Origin of the sequence: Reyranella aquatilis (assembly GCF_020880995.1) — a bacterium.
GTDB lineage: Bacteria > Pseudomonadota > Alphaproteobacteria > Reyranellales > Reyranellaceae > Reyranella > Reyranella aquatilis.
Window position 1 is genome coordinate 80,495 of the sequence record NZ_JAJISD010000013.1, and the last position, 17,269, is coordinate 97,763.

The window sequence follows — 17,269 nt, forward strand, 5'->3', positions numbered from 1 at the left end:
TTATTGACATGACCAGCCTGAAGACGATTCTTCTCCTGCGGCATGCAAAATCGGCGTGGGACAGCCCTCGCCTCGCCGACCATGACCGGCCGCTCAACCGCCGCGGCGAGCAGGCTGCCCAGACGATGGCGGAGCACATCGCCCATCATGCCCCGCGGCCCGACCTGATCCTGTGTTCCACGGCCATGCGCACGCGCCAAACGCTGGCACCGCTGGTCGGCGCCCTGGGCAGTCCGGCGCCGCCCATCTCGCTGGAGAAAGGGCTCTACCTGGCGTCGGAAGACGAGCTGCTGGAGAGACTGCAGGCTTTGCCCGAGGATATCGAAACCATCCTGCTGATCGGCCACAACGAGGGCATCGGCGAACTGGCGGTCGCCCTGGCCGGACACGGCCCGCGGCAAGTGCTGGAGCTCCTGCGGGAGAAGTATCCCACCGGCGCCTTGGCGAGCCTTCGCCTGCCCCCAGGTCCCTGGAGCAGCCTCGGCCCCGGAACCTGCGAACTACTGGCCTTTGTCCGCCCTCGCGATTTCGACAATCGCTGACATCCCATCAAAGGGATATCGTCGCGCGCACGCGCGCTACCGGCCCTCGAACACCGGAGTACGCTTCTCCTTGTAGGAGGCGAATCCTTCCTGGTAGTCGTGACTGCTGCTGACGACCTCCAGGTCACGCCGTGCGCGCGCCATCTGTTCGCTCGGCCCCAGCGGCAGGATGGAGTTGGTCACAAAGCGCTTGAGCGTCTTCAGGACAAGCGGCGCCATACCGGCAAGCTCTCGCGCCATGGACAAGGCCGCGTCTACGTGTTGCCCGACCGGCACGACGTCATTGATGAAGCCGACTTCCTTTGCTCGTTTGGCATCGAGAATGCGCGCCAGCATGATCACTTCCATCGCGATCTTGTGGGGAATGCGAGCCGCCATTGCAACGATCATTCCCTGCGTCAACCCGAGCTTTGCCTCGGGATAGGAGAACTTCGCGTTATCGGCCGCCACGACGAGATCGCTCATCATGGGCAACAGGATCGCACCGCCGACACACCAACCCGCCACGGCGGAGATCACGGGCTTTTCGGTCCCCACTCCTGCCGTCGGAATGCAGCGCCAGAGCTCCGGGACATCGTTGACGTCGGCACCCGCGCTGAACGCTTCGTTGCCCTCGCCCGTGATGACGGCAACGCGCTGGGTCGACTTATCAAACCTGGCGAAAGCCTGTTGAAGCTCGATGGCCGTCTTCGAGCAGATTGCATTGCGCCGTTCCGGGCGATTGATCGTGAACAGCGTGACGCCATCGTCGAAGTCACGGACCTTGATACGTTCCATGGAATTGTCCCCTGCTTGGTCGCTGAAATTGGTGTGAAGGTGCTCGCCCTTGGGCGACGAAGTCGTTCATGCGGTCGTCGAGGCGACGCGACCGCAACCGGCGCCGTCCACAGTTGCGGAGGCGCTTCATTGGTGATGCGCGAGACGAATGAAGCCCCGGCGACAGGGCCTCGAAGAATGATCCCTGTCGCCGAGGTGTTGAGCCCCATCCGCTTCGGCGCCTTACGGATGGACCGAGGACGAAGCTCTCTGCGTGAACGTCTCGACCGACGCCGAAGCCGTCAGTAGGTCCCGGGGTACTGCCCGCCGTCCATCAGGATGTTCTGGCCGGTCATATAGCCCGCATGAACGCTGCACAGGAACGCGCACATCATGCCGAACTCCTCGGCCGTGCCGAAGCGGCCGGCCGGATGCGCCTTGGCGGCCGCCGCGTATTCCTCGTCGAAGCTGCGGCCGGCCTTGGCGGCCCGCGCCTTGGTCGTGCCGCGCAGGCGGTCGGTGTCGAACGGGCCGGGCAACAGGCCGTTGATGGTCACGCCATGACGGATCGTGGTGCGCGCGACGCCGGCCACGAAGCCGGTGAGACCCGAGCGCGCGCCGTTGCTGAGCCCCAGGATGTCGATCGGCGCCTTCACCGAACTGGAGGTAATGTTCACGATGCGCCCGAAGCCGCGCTTCATCATGCCGTCTACGCTCGCCTTGATGAACTCGATCGGCGTCAGCATGTTGGCGTCGATCGCCTTGATCCAGTCGTCGCGGTTCCAGTCCCGGAAGTTGCCCGGCGGCGGTCCGCCCGCGTTGTTGACGATGATGTCGGGCTCGGGACAGGCCGCCAGGACCTGCTTGCGGCCCTCGTCGGTGGTGACGTCGACGGCGACCGCCGTGACCTTCACGCCGTACTTCTTGCGGATTTCCTCCGCCGTCGCCTCGAGCTCCGACTTGGTGCGCGCGTTGATCACCAGATCGACGCCCTCGCCCGCCAGCGCCTCGGCGCAGCCTCTGCCAAGTCCCTTGCTCGCCGCGCAGACGATCGCCTTGCGGCCCTTGATACCCATATCCATCTACGTTTCCTTTTTTCTAATTTACGCGTGTCCAAAGTTGCGTTTTACCGAACATCGGCGTGCCGACGAAACCGCGCAACCGCAGCTTCCCGTCGGGCAGCAGGCTGATGTTGGCGCTGTAGGTCTTGCCGTCCTCGCCGTTGTAGACCTTGCCGTCCTCGAACGTGTTGGGATCGTTGGTCTTCTTGAAGCCCCAGATCAGCGGCATGCCGATCACCTTGCGGGTGCGCAGCGAGGCGTTCTCGTTGCGATAGTCGGTGGCGGCATCCGGCGCGACGGGAGCACCGTCCGGTCCCTTGGGATTGATGAGGTTCGACACGAAGCCGCAGATCGGGCCGCTGGCAGCATCGGGACAGGGCGCGATCCTGATCTGCGCCACGCCCGATTCCGAAAGCCAGGTCCCCATCACCGTCCCCTGCTGCGCCGAGGCCGCCGAGGCCACGAGGCTGAGCGCCAGGGCCGCCAGGATCGTCTTCATTGCCTACTCCCTTTCACGATGCGCCCGCGAGATCCGCCAGCACGTCCGCCGCCAGCCGCCGGTCGATCTCACGCCGCTCCGTCAGTGCCCGCCGGTCGAGCGCGGCCACGACATGGCGCGCCGCTTCCGCCGAACGCTCCATATGCGAGACGAGATACTGCACGACGCCGGCGCCTGCGTGCAATTGACGGTCGGCCAGCTGCTTCAGGATGATCGAGCCCAGCAGTTCGTCGTCGGGCGGCGATACTGATACGGCCGGCGCGGCACGCAGCCGCGAGGCGAGATCCGGCAGGACGATCGACCAGCGCGCCGGCGGCTCCGGTGAGATGAGGAGCAGGAAGCCGCCGCGCTCGCGCATGAGATTGTAGAGGTGGAACAGCCCGCGTTCGGGCGCCCGCTGCGCCTCCTCGACGAGGATCGCCGGCGTCGCCGCCGCGAGGTCTGTGAGATCGGCCACGCTCTTTCCGACGAGGTCGCTTCCCTCCATCACGACGGCGTGGCTGCGCACCGCCCAGATGCGACCCAGGTGGGTCTTGCCGCATCCGGACGGGCCGTTCAGGGACAAGGCCGGTGCCGGCCAGTCCGGCCAGCGATCGATCCAGGCCAGCGCCTCGCGGTTGCCGTCCGCCAACACGAAGTCCTCCCGCGCGTAGGTCGGCGGGGGCAGCGCGAGGTCGAGGATGAGCTGGTTCGCCAAGGCCCGCTCAGCCGTTCGAGCTACCGCGGTAGAGATCGCTTTCGCGGTAGCGTGCCACGAAGTGCCGAACGATCACCCCGAGGACCGCCGCCACCGGAACGGCGATCAGCACGCCGGTGAAGCCGAACAGCGAGCCGCCGGCCAGCAGCGCGAACATGATCCAGACAGGATGGAGGCCGACGCGGTCGCCGACCAGCTTGGGCGAGAGGAAATTGCCTTCGAGTGTCTGCCCGAGGAGGAACACGACCGCGACCTTCACCACGCCCATCCATTCGGGCGGGAACTGCGCCAGCGCCATGCCTAGCGCCATGACCGCGCCCACGAAGGTGCCGACGAAGGGAATGAACGAGATCGCGCCCGCGATCAGGCCGATGACCAGGCCGAACTGCAATCCCACCAGCGTGAGCCCGATGCCGTAGAACGTCCCCAGCGAGAGGCAGACCAGCGCCTGGCCGCGCATGTAGCCCGCGATGGCGGCGTTGGATTCGCGCGCGAGTTTGCGGATCGTGTCGGCATGGTCGAGCGGCAGCGTGCCGTCGATCGCCGCCATCAGCTTCTCCCAGTCGCGCAGCAGGTAGAAGGTCACGACCGGCGTGATGAACAGAAGGCCGAGCAGATTGATGATCGCCACGCCGCGCTCGGCCACCGCGCCGACGAGGCCGCCGGCGAAGGCGAGCCCCTTGCCGGCCCATTGCGTCGCTTCCGCCTGCAGGTCGTGGATGCTGGGCGGATCGAAGCCCAGACGGTTGCGCAGCGGTTCGAGCAGCGGCTGGATCCGGCCCATCGCCTTCACGATGTATTCCGGGGCGCTGGTGATCAGCGACTGGATCTGACCGAACAGCGGCGGCAGGATCGCCATCACGATTCCGACGGCAGCGAGGACAGCGAGGATCGTGACCACCGTGGTGGCCATGGTGCGCGACAGGCGTGCCCGTTCCAGGCGCACGACGACAGGGTCGAGGAAGTACGCCACCACCATGCCGACCACGAACGGCAGCAGGATGTCGTTCAGAAGCCACAGCAGCAGCAGAACCGCCGCAGCGACCGCGCCCCAGAACAGCCAGCGCCCCAAAGCGGGTGATTGCCCCATCGATCAGACTCCCCGGGCCGCGCCTAACGCGCCTGCAACTGCCATCGCCCCGCCTCTTGGGACAGGCTGAGGCCGGCCTGTGCCAGGGTGCGCTGCAGCTCCTCGGTCGTGCCGAAGAAGTCGAGCTTCAGGTCGGCACGATCGGACTCGAGCGTCTTCACGGTCACCGCCTTCACGGCCGGGATCGAGCCGAGGCGCTGGCGCACCTGAACCCAGTCGCCAAGCGCCCGAATCGGCACCACCACGTCGAGCGAATCCTGCGAATCGCGCCGCACGGTGCCGATGCTGCGCCAGTCCTGATCGGCTTTGGCGTGGATCGCCTTCACCGCCGCCGCCAGGTCCGCCGCGCTTGCGACCGGGACGCGCGCGATTTCGCTGCGGGCACCGGTCTGCGTGTCGTACCGCATGCCGCCGATCGTCAGGGGTCCGCCGCTCTTGTCGCCATCGACCGTGGCCACGATGATGGTCGGCGCGCGATAGCGCTCGTTCAGCCGCGCCAGCGCCGAGACGTCGCCGACATAGGCCTGTTCCGCCGAAAGCACGCCCTGGTCAGCCGGATCGCCGCGCAGCAGCGTGACCGGCACGGCACTGCCGGCGCTGTCGAGCTGCTGCCAGGCCTCGCGCCAGGCGTTGCGGTCGTTCAGCGGCTCGACCCCCGACGGTCCCTTCCAGAGCGGAATCACCAGCGCTGGCCTCGGCACCGTCTCGACGATCCTGGCCCCGGCGCCGCCCAGATAGGACTTCACCGCATCGGGCGCGAAAACGACGTTGAGCGTGGCGATGTAGCGGCCGGGCGCCGAGCGCTCGCGCACGAACTCGATGCCGCGCACCATGTTTTCAAGTTGCGCGTCGTCAATCTGCGGCAATCGCGCACGATCCTCCGCCGACACCATGCGATTCACCAGCAGCCCCAGCGCCTTGCGGCGGGCATCGCGGATACCCTGTTGCCGCGCCTGCACAGGGTCGGCCCCCGTGGCATCGACCTCGACACCGGTCACGTCGTAGCCGGTGCCGCCTGGAGCCTGCGCAGAGGCCACGGTGGCGACGAGGACCGCCAGGAGCGCGGCAGCAATCGTGGAAAAGACGCGGCCTATCGGCATTGCGGGGGTCCGGTTTTTGGTTATGTTCGCGGCGACCTATCTAGCATGAAAGAAGCCGGCTTGAAGCCTGACGCCCCTGGCCACAATCGGGCCCCCCTCACCTACAAGGACGCCGGCGTCGACATCGATGCGGGCGACGACCTCGTCGAGCACATCAAGCCGTTGGCCAGAAGCACCAACCGCCCCGGTGTGATGGGTGGGCTGGGCGGCTTCGGCGGGCTGTTCGACCTCAAGGCGGCGGGCTTCACCGATCCGATCCTCGTCTCCGGCACCGACGGCGTCGGCACCAAGCTCAAGGTCGCCATCGAGGCGGCCGTGCCGGACACGGTCGGCATCGACCTCGTCGCCATGTGCGTAAACGACATCGTGGTGCAGGGCGCCGAGCCGCTGTTCTTCCTCGACTACTACGCCAGCGGCCGCCTCGACGTCGATGTCGGCCGTCGTCTGGTGGCGGGCATCGCCGAAGGCTGCCGGCGCGCCGGCTGCGCCTTGGTCGGCGGCGAGACGGCAGAGATGCCCGGCATGTACGTCGATGGCGACTACGATCTCGCCGGCTTCACGGTGGGCGCCGCCGAGCGCAATGCGCTGCTGCCGCGCACCGACATCGCGGAGGGCGATGTCGTCCTCGGCATCGCCTCGAGCGGCCCCCATTCCAACGGCTATTCGCTGGTGCGCCGCGTCGTCGAGCGCAGCGGGCTGAAGTATTCCGACCGTGCCCCGTTCGCGGAAGCGACCCTGGGCGAGGCGCTGCTCGAACCGACCCGGATCTACGTGAAGCAGCTCCTGAAGGTGATCCGCGGCACGGGCGCCATCAAGGGACTGGCCCACATCACCGGCGGCGGCCTGCCCGGCAACGTGCCGCGCTGCCTGCCCGACGGACTGCGCGCCCGCCTCGACGCGCGCACCTGGGGCGTGCCAACGGTCTTCCGGTGGCTCCGCGAGGTCGGCCAGGTGCCGACCGACGACATGCTGCGCACCTTCAATTGCGGACTGGGCATGATCGTCGTGGTCGCACCGGCAGATGCCGCCCGCGTCGCCGCGGCCCTGAAGGAGACCGGTGAGACGGTGAGCGAGATCGGCGTCATCGAGAAGGCCCCGACGGACGAGGCCGACTGCGTGGTCGAGCACGCCGAAAGCCTATGGCGAAGCTGAAGGTCGGTGTTCTCATCTCCGGCCGCGGCAGCAATCTCGCCGCCCTGATCGAAGCGGCCGGGGCGGCGGACTATCCGGCCGAAATCACCTGCGTGGTGAGCAACAAGGCCGACGCGCCCGGTCTCGGGATCGCTGCGGCCGCGGGCATTCCGACCACCCTCGTCTCCCACAGGGACCACCCCGATCGCGAGAGCTTCGACCGGGCCGTCTCGACCGAACTCGAACGGCATGGCGTCGGGCTGGTTGTGCTGGCGGGCTTCATGCGGATCTTCAGCCCCTGGTTCCCCGCCCGATGGGCGGACCGCCTGATCAACATCCACCCCTCGCTGCTGCCGGCCTTCAAGGGCATGCACGTGCAGCGGCAGGCGCTCGACGCCGGAGTCCGGGTGAGCGGCTGCACGGCCCACCTTGTGACGCCCGATCTCGATTCCGGCCCGATCATCGCGCAGGCCGCAGTCCCGGTACTGGCCGGCGACACAGAGGAGAGTCTGTCGGCGCGAATCCTGCGCCAGGAGCACCGGCTCTATCCGCTGGTCGTGCGCTGGTTCGCCGAGGGGCGCGTGAACATTTCGGGCGGCAAGGTCATGGTCCAAGGCATCGCGTGCGACGCCACGCTCCTCTTTTCTCCCCAACCCTAGTTGGTTATAACCTCGCCAACGTTTTCAACGGGGACGAGACATGGCTGAAGCGCAGGACGACTATCCGGCTCACCTGGCGACTTACACGTCGTTCAACAAGCTGGTGACCTTTTCGATCCTCTGGATCGTCCTGGTGCTGGTCTCGATGGCGATCGGCCTCGTGGGCCATCTGCCCCTGCTGGCCCTCGTGATGGGCATCGGCGGCTCGATTGCGCTGCTGATCGCGTTCGCCATCCTGAGCTGACGCGGCGTCACCGACCGCGCAAAAGAAAAGCGGCCCGATGGGCCGCTTTTTTTGTGTCTGGCGGGCTTTCGCCTCAGCCGACGATCTCTGAGCCCGCGAAGAAGTAGGCGATCTCGATGGCGGCGTTCTCGGGCGAGTCCGAGCCGTGCACCGAGTTGGCTTCGATCGACTCGGCGAAGTCCTTGCGGATCGTGCCGGCGTCAGCGTTGGCCGGGTTGGTGGCGCCCATGATCTCGCGGTTCTTGGCGACGGCGTTCTCGCCCTCCAGGACCTGCACCACGACCGGGCCGGAGGTCATGAAGGTGCACAGGTCATTGAAGAACGGACGGGCCTTGTGGACGCCGTAGAACTGCTCGGCCTGGGCGCGGCTCATGTGGATGCGCTTCTGGGCGACGATGCGCAGGCCCTTCTCCTCGAAGCGGGCGTTGATCTTGCCGGTGAGGTTCCGGCGGGTCGCGTCCGGCTTGATGATCGAGAAAGTACGTTCGACGGCCATGAATTCCCTCGTGCTGTCCGTGATTTCAGCGTGTGGGCGCGCCTTATAGACGCGGTGCCCATGGCCGGCAAGCGGGGCCAATGTCCTTGGTTTGCGGCCAAATCGCATGGTAAATGCCCGCCGCCCATGCTCCACATCAACGACATCTCCTTCCGCCACGGCGAGAGGGTGCTCTTCGACCGCGCCTCCGCGTCCCTTTCGGACGGCTGGAAGGTCGGACTGGTCGGTCGCAACGGCGCCGGCAAGTCCACCCTGCTGCGCCTGATCCAGGGGCAGATCGAGGCCGACAGCGGCGAGATCAACCTGATGGGCAGGACACGGGTCGGCTCGGTGCCGCAGGACCCTCCCGGCGGCGACATCGCGGTGATCGACGCCGTGCTGGCCGCGGACGTCGAGCGCAGTGCCCTGTTGGCCGAGGACGAGACCTGCCAGGACGGTGTGCGCCTCGCCGAGATCCATGCCCGTCTCGAGGAAATCGGCGCGGCCGCTGCACCTTCGCGCGCGGCCTCGATCCTGAACGGCCTGGGCTTCGACAACGAGAAGCAGTCCCGCCCCTGCGGCGAGTTCTCAGGCGGCTGGCGCATGCGCGTGGCGCTCGCCGGCACGCTGTTCAGCAGTCCCGACCTGCTGATCCTCGACGAGCCGTCGAACCATCTCGACGTCGAGGCCATGATCTGGCTGACGGAGTACCTTAAGCGGTTCCGCAACACCGTTCTGATGGTGAGCCACGACCGCGACCTGCTGAACGACGTCTGCGACCACATCGTCCACATCGACCAGCAGAAGCTCGTGGCCTACACCGGCAACTACGACTTCTTCGAGCGCACCCGCGCCGAGCGACTCGCCAACGACGCCGCCCAGCAGGCCAAGCTGGCTGCACAGCGCAAGCACATGCAGGCCTTCGTCGACCGTTTCAAGGCCAAGGCCAGCAAGGCGCGCCAGGCGCAGTCGCGCATGAAGATGATCGAGAAGCTGGGGCCCGTGGCCTCGGTACCGATCGACGAGCGCATCTCATTCAACTTCCCCTCGCCCGACATCCTCGCTTCCCCGATCGAGACGCTCGACGACGTGTCGGTCGGCTATCCCGACGGGCCGCTGGTGCTGCGCAACCTCGACCTGCGCATCGACATGGAAGACCGCATCGCGCTGCTCGGCCAGAACGGCAACGGCAAGTCGACCTTCATCCGCCTGATCTCGCAGCGCCTGGAGCCGCGCGAAGGCCAGTTGAAGAAGACACCCAAGCTGCGCGTCGGTTACTTCTCGCAGGATCAGGAAGAGAGCCTCGACTTCGAGGCGACTCCGTTCGATCACATGGCCCGCGCGCTCGGACCGGGCGCCGGCGAGGCCAAGGTGCGCGCCCAGCTCGGCCGCTTCGGCTTCTCGCGCGACCGCGCCAATCTCAAGGTCGGCGTCATGTCGGGCGGCGAGAAGACCCGCCTGCTGCTGGCGCTGGCCACCCGCACCGCGCCGCACCTGCTGCTGCTCGACGAGCCGACCAACCATCTCGACATGGATGCGCGCGCCTCGCTGGTCGACGCCATCAACGACTTCGAGGGCGCCGTCGTGCTGGTGAGCCACGACACGCATCTCGTGAAGATGGTCGCCGACGCGCTCTGGGTCGTCGAGAAGGGCACGGTGAAACCGTTCGACGGCGACATCGATGAGTACCAAGCGAAGCTGCTGAAGGAGCGCGGCGCCCGCCCCCCCAAGGCCGAGAAACCGGCGGATGCGGGCAGCAAGAAGGACCAGCGCAAGGCGGCTGCCGACAACCGCACCAACAAGGCGCCGCTCAAGAAGGCCGTCGACAGCGCGGAGAAGATGCTGGCCCGCCTCACCGAGCAGCTGAACGGCGTGCTCGCCAAGCTGGGCGACCCGGCGATCTATGCCGGACCGGGCAGCGTCGTGACCGAGCTGCAGAAGGAAAAGGCGCGCCTCGAGCGTGAGGTCGAGAATGCCGAGAAGCGCTGGCTGACAGCGCAGGAAGCGCTGGAAGCCGCCGCCTGACGCCTATTCCGCGACGGCGGGATAGGCCGGCTTTGGCGTGCTGCTGTGCCGGATCAGCATCACCATCCCGGCGTTGAACGTATAGAGCCCGACGGCGATCCAGAAGATGACGGCCGGAAGGCCGCTGTTCATAAGGAAGCCGAACAGCGGCGGCGCCACGAACGAGCCGATGTCGAGGCCGGAATAGACGAAGCCGAAGACTTTGCCCGAGGCACCGGGCGGCGTGGCGTTGCGCACGATCATGTCGCGCGACGGATTGGTGATGCCCCCAGCCGCACCCGCCAGCGCCAGCAGGATCGGCAGTAAGGTCGCCGGCACCGTCTGGGTGGCGATCGGCACCGTGAGACAGGCCGCCGCCAGCAGGCCGAACGCCGCGACGAGATCGTGCCGGCGCACGCGGTCGGCGAAGTAGCCGCCCACCAGGATGCCGCCGGCCGAACCGACAATGAACACGATCAGGCAGAAGGCGGCATAGTTCTCGGTGACGCCGAACATGCTGCTCCAGGCCGGCACCGCGAACTGCTGGATCCCCACGGTGTTGGCCGCGATCAGCGCGAAGTACGCCAGGCAGAGCAGCAGCGCCGGCTGCAGGAACAGCGCCAGCCCCGGCTTTGCGCCCGGCTGCGCGGCGGCGGCACGCACCTTCACGCGATGGTCGACCAGCTCCTCGCGATGCATGAAGACCAGCACCGAAAGGACGATGCCGGGCAGCGCTCCGATCAGCGCCGCCCCCACCCAGCCGAACAGGCTGTCGAGGAAGTACATCACCGGCGCCGCGGCCCAGCCCAGCGAACCGCCGAGCCCATGGATGCTGAACGCACGGCCGAGCCGGTTCTGGCTGACCGACGAATTGAGCAGCGCGAAGTCGGCCGGATGGAAGACCGAGTTGCCCAGGCCGGCGATCACGGCGATGAAGGCGAACCCCGCGAAGGAATGCGCGAACGAAATGCAGGCGAGGCCGAGGCCGACGACGAGCAGGCCTCCGGCGAGGATGGGCCGGGCGCCAAACCGGTCGACAGCGAAGCCGGCGGCCGTCTGCGCGACGCCGGAGACGCCGTAGAAAATGCCGGCGAGCAGGCCGACATCGGCGTAGCTCAGCCCCACTTCCTGGCGGACGATCAGGAGCATCGTCGCGAAGGCGAGTTGGTAGTAGTGGCTAGCGCCGTGGGCAACGCCGATCAAGCTGATCACCCGGAAATCATGCCGAAGCGGCGGCGTGGCGGTTGCAGCGGACATGGACACCTCGTCCCCGCGATCATAGGCGATCCGCAGCGCGAACGCCGGTTGAATTGCGCGGGGTAGCCATGCGTGATGACGCGCTGCGGCGGCCCTTGTAGTGTCCCGGCGGCAAGAGGGAGAAACGCATCATGAAGCGCTGGAAGCATCGTCCTGAAGGATCGACCTGGGGCGACTGGGGCGACGACGACCAGCTCGGCCGCCTCAATCTGATCACCCCGAAGAAGGTGCTGGAGGGCATCGCCGAGGTGAAGGAAGGCCTGTCGTTCTGCCTCAGCCTGCCGCTCGACTTTCCCGGCGGCAACGTCCTGAATCCGCGCCGCCTGCCGCCGGTCCTCTCGCCGACCGGCGACGAGAACGGCTGGCGCTTCAACTTCCTGACCAACAGCCTGAACCCGCTGTTCGCCGACGTGGCGAGCGACGACCGTGTGATCCTCACCCTGCAGTATTCGACGCAGTGGGACACGCTGGCCCATGTCGGCGGCCTGTTCGATGCCGACGGCGACGGCGTACCCGAGCCGCTCTACTACAACGGCTTCAAGCCCGGCTCCGACGTGGTCGGCCCGCAGCCTGACGCCGGCCGAGACGGCTGCGGCCATCTCAGCTACGCCCACAAGCTCGGCGTCGAGAACATGGCGGCCAAGGCGATCCAGGGCCGCGCGGTACTGGTCGACCTCGAGAAGCACTACGGCCGCGACCACAAGTATGTGAGCTACGACGACTTCAGGCGCGTGCTCGAGGCCGACAAGGTGGTGGTGGAGCCCGGCGACATGCTGCTGCTGTACACCGGCTTCACCGACGAGATCATGAAGATGAACAAGAACGTCGACCCGGCGCGCGCCCACGCGATGTGCTGCGTCCTCGACGGCCGCGACAAGCAGCTGCTGCAGTGGATCACCGACAGCCAGATCTCCGCGCTGATCGCCGACAATTACGGCGTCGAGGCGGTGCCGGCCCGGCCCGGCCCCGAGGATGCCGAGCACCCGTCGCTACCGATCCACAATCACTGCCTGTTCAAGCTGGGCCTCAACCTCGGCGAGATCTGGTGGCTGAAGGACCTGGCGCTATGGCTGCGTGAGCGGAAGCGGTCGCGCTTCCTGCTGACGGCGCCACCGCTGCGCCTGCCCGGCGCCGTGGGCTCGCCCGCGACTCCGGTCGCCACGGTCTGAGTCCGGCACGCGATGTCGTTCCTTGCACTGGTCGCCCAAGGGCTGAAGGCGGAACGCTTCGCGCTGCTCGACATCGGCTGCTCCGGCGGCCTCGACCCGAAATGGCGTGCCTTCGGCGACAGGCTGAAGGCGCTGGGCATCGATGCGAGCGCAAGCGAATGCAAGCGTCTCGCGGCGGAAGAGCACAATCCCGAGGTCTCCTACGTGGCGGCCTTCGTGAGCCCCAGCGCCGACAAGCCGGTCGATCTGTCCGCCGGCCCGGCCGCGCCCCTGATCATGAAGATGCGCGACCGCATGAGCTTCATGCGCACACGCGAGATCCGTGACGCCCGGCTTCAGACAGCATCGGCCGAGGAGCAGCTCCGGCATAATGCCTGGGAGCTGACCGGCCTCGCCGATCCCAACAAGCCGGTGGTGGTGCCCGATCTTCTCGCCGAGCGCGGCTGGACCGATCTCGACTACATGAAGATCGACACCGACGGCATCGACTGGCAGATCCTGCAAAGTTTCGAGGGGCGCCTGCCCAAGGACCTGCTCGCCGTGCAGATGGAAGTGAACTTCGTGGGCGACGGCTCGCCCGACGAGCACTCCTTCCACAACACCGACCGCTTCATGCGCCGCCATGGGTTCGACCTGTTCCGGCTGGACGTCCGCAACTACTCCTCGCGCGCGCTTCCTGCCCGCTACGTCTGGCCGACCCCCGCCGAAACCCATTCCGGCCGCCCCTTCCAGGGCGAGGCCTACTATGCGCTCGATCTGATGGGACCCAATGGCACGAGCAGGCTTGCCAGCCTGAGCGGCGAGAAGATCGCCAAGCTGGCCGCGATCCTGTCGGCCTGGGATGTGCCGGATGCCGCCGCCGAGCTGCTCCTCGGCGCGCGCGCCAGACTAGAGCCCGTCATGTCCGTCGATGGCGGCCTCGACCTGCTCGCCGCCCAGACGCAGGGCAATCGCGCTCGCCCGCTCGACTATCGAAGCTACATGCAACGTTTCGAGTCCGATCCGCCGGACTTCTATCGCCCCGAAGGCCCCATCCCCTTGCGCGAGCGCCTCGCGGCGGCCTGGCGCGCTTACCTGAGGCCGCGCGACAGCCGCTAGCTATGCCTTCTTTTCCCAGCCGCCGCTGTCGGTCTGCTGCCAGTAGGCCACGGCGTGTCCGGCCGTCTTGTATTCCTTCCAGCGTTCGCGCGCGTCGGCGACGGCCGTGTCGTCGCGGCCGTCGAACAGTTCGAAGCAACGCTTGTAACCGCCGACCCTCTCGGACTTCGCCCGATCGGCCACGAACAGGAAGGCCGCTCCGTTCGGATTCTCGTCGAGATGAGTCAGCCAGATGGGCTGGCGATCGGCTTCGCCGTCGCGGGCGGCGCCGTGCGGCAGGAAGCCGTCGGGATCGTAGGTCCAGAGATGGGTGTTCAACGCATCCACCCGCTCCGCTGACCCAAGCAGCACGACCGCCCGCTCCCCCGCCTGCAGGGTCTTGGACAGCAGGCGCGGCAGCGTGTCTTCCAGCGACGATCGGGTCAGGTGATAGAAATTGACCTCGGTCGCCATTGGCGGATCAGCGCTCGTAGTTCTCGGCGATCAGCCGGTCGAGCAGCCGCACGCCGTAGGCGGTGGCGCCCTTGGGCGTCGTGACGTCGCCCTTGCCCGACCAGGCCACCCCCGCGATGTCGATGTGGGCCCAGGCCACGCCATCCTGCACGAAGCGCTGCAGGAACTGCGCCGCTGTGATCGAGCCGCCGTCGCGGCCGCCGCCGACGTTCTTCATGTCGGCGATCTCGGACTCGATCAGCTTGTCGTACTTCGGCCCCAGCGGCATGCGCCACAGCTTCTCGCCGATCGCCGCGCCGGCGGCGCGCAGGCGGTTGGAAAGCTGCGTGTTGTTGCAGAACAGGCCGGCGCGCTCATGGCCCAGCGCCACGATGATCGCACCGGTCAGGGTCGAGAGTTCCACCATGGCCTGCGGCTTGAACTTCTCCTGCGCGTACCACATGGCGTCGCACAGGATCAGGCGGCCCTCGGCGTCGGTGTTGATGACCTCGATCGTCTGGCCCGACATAGACTTCACGACGTCGCCCGGGCGCTGGGCATTGCCGTCCGGCATGTTCTCGACGAGGGCGCAGACCGCGACGACGTTCGCCTTGGCCTTGCGGCCGGCGATCAGGCGCATCGCACCGGTGACGGCGCCGGCGCCGCCCATGTCCCACTTCATGTCTTCCATGCCGGCGGCCGGCTTCAGCGAGATGCCGCCGGTATCGAAGCAAACGCCCTTGCCGATGAGCGCAATCGGCGCTTGGCCCTTGGGCCCGTTCATCCAGGTCATGACCAGGAGCTGCGAATCGCGCCCGCTGCCCTGCCCGACCGCCAGCAGCGTCTCCATGCCGAGCTTCTTCATCTCGGCCTCGCCGAGCACCTCGACCTTCACGCCGAGCTTGGTCAGCTCCCGGGCGCGGCGGGCAAATTCGACCGGGTAGAGGACGTTCGGCGGCTCGCTCACGAGGTCGCGCGTCAGGAACACGGCGTCGACCACCGGCTCGAGCTGGGCGTAGGCCTTGCGCGCGTCGGCCGGACCGGCCAGCACGACGGTGAGGTGCTGCAGCGAGAGCTTCTGCTCGGGCTTGTCCTTGGTCTTGTACTTGTCGAAGCGATAGGAGCGCAGTCGTACGCCCAAGGCGAGGTGGGCGGCGATCTGGGCCGGCGTCAGCCGGCTGCCCTTCACCGCATCGACTACCACCGTGACGGCGGTATGCCCCGCGGCGTTGGCTTCCGCAGCGATCACACCCCCCAGCCCCTCGGCCGCGCGGGCATCCAGTTCCTTGCCCTTGCCGACGCCCAGTAGCAGCAGGCGTGCGATATCTCCCGAATGCCCCAGGACGGTCAGGGTCTGGCCCTTGCTCCCGGTGAAGCGGCCGCCCTCGAAGGCGCGGGAGACGGCGCCGCCCGATGCCGCATCCACCGACTGGGCCGTCGCCAGCAGCTGCTTGTCGGCCCCGACGAACACCGCCACATTGCCCGAGAAGGCCTTCGGAAAGGCCGAAAATTCCACTTTCATCTCGTTACCCCGCCCTAAGCGCCTGATCGGCGACGATTTTTCGCCCCTGCGACGGGTGCGCGCAAGCAGTCTTTACCGTAAAGGACCCTGCAAATGGGGGTGGCATCCGGCCGCCAGCACCAGTATCAGTACCGGCCCTCAAAACGGACATGGAAATGACCTCAGGAACTCTGCCTCGCGTCTCGGTCGTCGGCCTCGGCAAGCTCGGTGCCCCCCTTGCGGCGGTCCTTGCCAGCCGCGGATTCACCGTCATCGGCCTCGACGTGAACAAAACGTTCGTCGACGCGATGAACGCAGGCAAGATGCCCATCGTCGAGCCGCAGCTCAACGAGCTGATCGCCGCGAACAAGGAGCGCCTGTCGGCCACCATGGACGCCAACGAGGCGGTTCAGAAGAGCGACGCCAGCTTCGTGATCGTGCCGACGCCGTCCGACAGCACCGGCTTCTTCTCGAACCGCTTCGTGCTCCAGGCAATGGAGACGCTCGGCAAGGCGTTGCGCAACAAGAAGGGCTACCACATGGTCGTCATCACCTCGACGGTGATGCCCGGCACCATGTCGGCTGAGATCGCACCGGCCCTCGAGGCCGCCTCGGGCCGCAAGATCGGGCCCGAGCTCGGCCTCTGCTACAATCCGGAGTTCATCGCGCTCGGCAGCGTCGTGCGCGACATGCTCTATCCCGATTCGATCCTGGTCGGGCAGAGCGATCCCAAGGCCGGCGACATGCTGGCCACCATCTACCTGCAGATGTGCGAGAAGAAGCCGCCGGTGCAGCGCATGAACTGGGTGAGCGCGGAGCTGACCAAGATCTCCGTCAACACCTATGTCACGACCAAGATCTCCTACGCCAACATGCTGGCGGACATCTGCGATCGCCTGCCGGGCGCCGACGTCGACGTCGTCACCAAGGCGCTGGGTGCCGACACCCGCATCGGCTCGAAGTACCTCAAGGGTGCGATGGGCTATGGCGGCCCCTGCTTCCCGCGCGACAACGTGGCGTTCGCGGCACTTGCCCGCAAGCTGGGCGCCCGCGCCGACGTGGCCGAGGCGACCGACCGCATCAACAACTACCAGATCGAACGGCTGTCGGGCCTCGTCGCCAAGTTCGCCAAGTCCGGCACGCGCATCGCGCTGCTTGGCCTGTCCTACAAGCCGCAGACGCCCGTAGTGGAGGAAAGCCACAGCGTGAAGCTGGCCGCCAACCTGGCCGATGCGGGATACGTGGTGGTGGTGCACGATCCGTTGGCCCAGGATCCGGCGCTGGCCGTGCTGGGGGACAAGGTGGTCGGCGCCTCCTCTCTCGAGGGCGCGGTCCGCGAGTGCGACCTGCTGATCGTCGGCACCGGCTGGCCGCAGTACAAGGACATCGATCCGGCGTGGTGCAAGCGCGACGGCCAGCGGCTGACCGTTCTCGACCTCTGGCGCACGCTGCCGGCCGAGAAGTTCGAACAGGTTGCAGACGTTCTGTATCTCGGGTCGGGCCGCTAGGCCTGGCTTCCGACATCCTCCGAGTGAGAAAGCCCGCGTCCCGCGG

18 protein-coding genes are annotated in these 17,269 nt (G+C 67.1%); 8 read left to right on the top strand and 10 right to left on the bottom strand.

Annotated features, from left to right (window positions below):
• Nucleotides 1–8: 8 nt before the first annotated feature.
• Nucleotides 9–542, top strand: a complete 534-nt coding sequence (locus tag LJ725_RS24615) for a SixA phosphatase family protein (RefSeq protein WP_230553600.1) — start codon at nt 9–11, stop codon at nt 540–542.
• Between the two features lie 36 nt (nt 543–578).
• Here LJ725_RS24615 and LJ725_RS24620 read toward each other — a convergent pair whose 3' ends face one another.
• From LJ725_RS24620 to LJ725_RS24645, 6 genes are all read right to left on the bottom strand, one after another.
• Nucleotides 579–1,319, bottom strand: coding sequence for an enoyl-CoA hydratase/isomerase family protein (locus LJ725_RS24620; protein ID WP_230553601.1), 741 nt, complete (start codon nt 1,317–1,319; stop codon nt 579–581).
• A gap of 281 nt (nt 1,320–1,600) precedes the next feature.
• Nucleotides 1,601–2,380: an SDR family oxidoreductase gene (locus tag LJ725_RS24625; protein WP_230553602.1), complete on the bottom strand. Its 780-nt coding sequence runs from the start codon at nt 2,378–2,380 to the stop codon at nt 1,601–1,603.
• Between the two features lie 16 nt (nt 2,381–2,396).
• A complete protein-coding gene (locus tag LJ725_RS24630; RefSeq protein WP_230553603.1) occupies nt 2,397–2,858 on the bottom strand; it encodes a DUF2147 domain-containing protein in 462 nt (153 codons plus the stop codon).
• 13 nt (nt 2,859–2,871) lie between these two features.
• Nucleotides 2,872–3,555, bottom strand: a complete 684-nt coding sequence (locus LJ725_RS24635) for a P-loop NTPase family protein (RefSeq protein ID WP_230553604.1) — start codon at nt 3,553–3,555, stop codon at nt 2,872–2,874.
• Nucleotides 3,556–3,562: 7 nt separating this feature from the next.
• Entirely contained in the window at nt 3,563–4,645 is a 1,083-nt protein-coding gene (locus LJ725_RS24640) for an AI-2E family transporter (protein ID WP_230553605.1), read from the bottom strand.
• A 23-nt stretch (nt 4,646–4,668) separates the two neighbouring features.
• Nucleotides 4,669–5,745 carry a DUF2066 domain-containing protein gene (locus LJ725_RS24645; RefSeq protein WP_230553606.1) on the bottom strand — a complete coding sequence of 359 codons (1,077 nt, stop codon included), beginning with the start codon at nt 5,743–5,745 and terminating at the stop codon, nt 4,669–4,671.
• A 45-nt stretch (nt 5,746–5,790) separates the two neighbouring features.
• Between LJ725_RS24645 and purM the strand changes: the two genes are divergently transcribed.
• Genes purM through LJ725_RS24660 form a run of 3 tightly spaced genes read left to right on the top strand, consistent with a single transcriptional unit; the run spans nt 5,791 to nt 7,779 of the window.
• Entirely contained in the window at nt 5,791–6,897 is a 1,107-nt protein-coding gene (gene purM / locus LJ725_RS24650; protein WP_289296415.1) for a phosphoribosylformylglycinamidine cyclo-ligase, read from the top strand.
• Nucleotides 6,885–7,535, top strand: coding sequence for a phosphoribosylglycinamide formyltransferase (gene purN, locus LJ725_RS24655; protein ID WP_230553608.1), 651 nt, complete (start codon nt 6,885–6,887; stop codon nt 7,533–7,535). Before purM ends, purN begins: the two co-directional genes overlap by 13 nt.
• A gap of 40 nt (nt 7,536–7,575) precedes the next feature.
• Complete coding sequence (locus LJ725_RS24660; RefSeq protein ID WP_230553609.1) at nt 7,576–7,779, top strand: aa3-type cytochrome c oxidase subunit IV; 204 nt, start codon at nt 7,576–7,578, stop codon at nt 7,777–7,779.
• A 73-nt stretch (nt 7,780–7,852) separates the two neighbouring features.
• Here LJ725_RS24660 and ndk read toward each other — a convergent pair whose 3' ends face one another.
• Complete coding sequence (gene ndk, locus LJ725_RS24665) at nt 7,853–8,275, bottom strand: nucleoside-diphosphate kinase (RefSeq protein ID WP_230553610.1); 423 nt, start codon at nt 8,273–8,275, stop codon at nt 7,853–7,855.
• Between the two features lie 126 nt (nt 8,276–8,401).
• Between ndk and LJ725_RS24670 the strand changes: the two genes are divergently transcribed.
• Complete coding sequence (locus tag LJ725_RS24670; RefSeq protein ID WP_230553611.1) at nt 8,402–10,279, top strand: ABC-F family ATP-binding cassette domain-containing protein; 1,878 nt, start codon at nt 8,402–8,404, stop codon at nt 10,277–10,279.
• A gap of 3 nt (nt 10,280–10,282) precedes the next feature.
• Here LJ725_RS24670 and LJ725_RS24675 read toward each other — a convergent pair whose 3' ends face one another.
• Nucleotides 10,283–11,515 (bottom strand): MFS transporter, encoded by a 1,233-nt coding sequence (locus LJ725_RS24675; protein WP_230553612.1) that lies wholly within the window; start codon nt 11,513–11,515, stop codon nt 10,283–10,285.
• Nucleotides 11,516–11,646: 131 nt separating this feature from the next.
• Here LJ725_RS24675 and LJ725_RS24680 point away from each other — a divergent pair, with 131 nt between their 5' ends.
• Nucleotides 11,647–12,684, top strand: coding sequence for a cyclase family protein (locus tag LJ725_RS24680; protein WP_230553613.1), 1,038 nt, complete (start codon nt 11,647–11,649; stop codon nt 12,682–12,684).
• A gap of 12 nt (nt 12,685–12,696) precedes the next feature.
• Nucleotides 12,697–13,782: an FkbM family methyltransferase gene (locus LJ725_RS24685; protein WP_230553614.1), complete on the top strand. Its 1,086-nt coding sequence runs from the start codon at nt 12,697–12,699 to the stop codon at nt 13,780–13,782.
• Here LJ725_RS24685 and LJ725_RS24690 read toward each other — a convergent pair whose 3' ends face one another.
• Nucleotides 13,783–14,235, bottom strand: a complete 453-nt coding sequence (locus LJ725_RS24690) for a DNA polymerase III subunit chi (protein ID WP_230553615.1) — start codon at nt 14,233–14,235, stop codon at nt 13,783–13,785.
• Between the two features lie 7 nt (nt 14,236–14,242).
• Nucleotides 14,243–15,736: a leucyl aminopeptidase gene (locus LJ725_RS24695; protein WP_230553616.1), complete on the bottom strand. Its 1,494-nt coding sequence runs from the start codon at nt 15,734–15,736 to the stop codon at nt 14,243–14,245.
• Between the two features lie 155 nt (nt 15,737–15,891).
• Here LJ725_RS24695 and LJ725_RS24700 point away from each other — a divergent pair, with 155 nt between their 5' ends.
• On the top strand, nt 15,892–17,223 hold the full coding sequence (locus LJ725_RS24700; protein ID WP_230553617.1) for a UDP-glucose dehydrogenase family protein: 1,332 nt from the start codon (nt 15,892–15,894) through the stop codon (nt 17,221–17,223).
• Nucleotides 17,224–17,269: the final 46 nt, after the last annotated feature.

What these genes read in the sequence shown, in the direction of transcription:
- LJ725_RS24670 (WP_230553611.1), top strand. Translation starts at nt 8,402, where the DNA reads ATGCTCCACATCAACGACATCTCCTTCCGCCACGGCGAGAGGGTGCTC.
- LJ725_RS24615 (WP_230553600.1), top strand. Translation starts at nt 9, where the DNA reads ATGACCAGCCTGAAGACGATTCTTCTCCTGCGGCATGCAAAATCGGCG.
- LJ725_RS24625 (WP_230553602.1), bottom strand. Translation starts at nt 2,380, where the DNA reads ATGGATATGGGTATCAAGGGCCGCAAGGCGATCGTCTGCGCGGCGAGC.
- LJ725_RS24620 (WP_230553601.1), bottom strand. Translation starts at nt 1,319, where the DNA reads ATGGAACGTATCAAGGTCCGTGACTTCGACGATGGCGTCACGCTGTTC.
- LJ725_RS24685 (WP_230553614.1), top strand. Translation starts at nt 12,697, where the DNA reads ATGTCGTTCCTTGCACTGGTCGCCCAAGGGCTGAAGGCGGAACGCTTC.
- LJ725_RS24695 (WP_230553616.1), bottom strand. Translation starts at nt 15,736, where the DNA reads ATGAAAGTGGAATTTTCGGCCTTTCCGAAGGCCTTCTCGGGCAATGTG.
- ndk (WP_230553610.1), bottom strand. Translation starts at nt 8,275, where the DNA reads ATGGCCGTCGAACGTACTTTCTCGATCATCAAGCCGGACGCGACCCGC.
- LJ725_RS24680 (WP_230553613.1), top strand. Translation starts at nt 11,647, where the DNA reads ATGAAGCGCTGGAAGCATCGTCCTGAAGGATCGACCTGGGGCGACTGG.
- LJ725_RS24700 (WP_230553617.1), top strand. Translation starts at nt 15,892, where the DNA reads ATGACCTCAGGAACTCTGCCTCGCGTCTCGGTCGTCGGCCTCGGCAAG.
- LJ725_RS24675 (WP_230553612.1), bottom strand. Translation starts at nt 11,515, where the DNA reads ATGTCCGCTGCAACCGCCACGCCGCCGCTTCGGCATGATTTCCGGGTG.
- LJ725_RS24645 (WP_230553606.1), bottom strand. Translation starts at nt 5,745, where the DNA reads ATGCCGATAGGCCGCGTCTTTTCCACGATTGCTGCCGCGCTCCTGGCG.
- LJ725_RS24660 (WP_230553609.1), top strand. Translation starts at nt 7,576, where the DNA reads ATGGCTGAAGCGCAGGACGACTATCCGGCTCACCTGGCGACTTACACG.
- LJ725_RS24640 (WP_230553605.1), bottom strand. Translation starts at nt 4,645, where the DNA reads ATGGGGCAATCACCCGCTTTGGGGCGCTGGCTGTTCTGGGGCGCGGTC.
- LJ725_RS24630 (WP_230553603.1), bottom strand. Translation starts at nt 2,858, where the DNA reads ATGAAGACGATCCTGGCGGCCCTGGCGCTCAGCCTCGTGGCCTCGGCG.
- LJ725_RS24690 (WP_230553615.1), bottom strand. Translation starts at nt 14,235, where the DNA reads ATGGCGACCGAGGTCAATTTCTATCACCTGACCCGATCGTCGCTGGAA.
- purN (WP_230553608.1), top strand. Translation starts at nt 6,885, where the DNA reads ATGGCGAAGCTGAAGGTCGGTGTTCTCATCTCCGGCCGCGGCAGCAAT.
- purM (WP_289296415.1), top strand. Translation starts at nt 5,791, where the DNA reads ATGAAAGAAGCCGGCTTGAAGCCTGACGCCCCTGGCCACAATCGGGCC.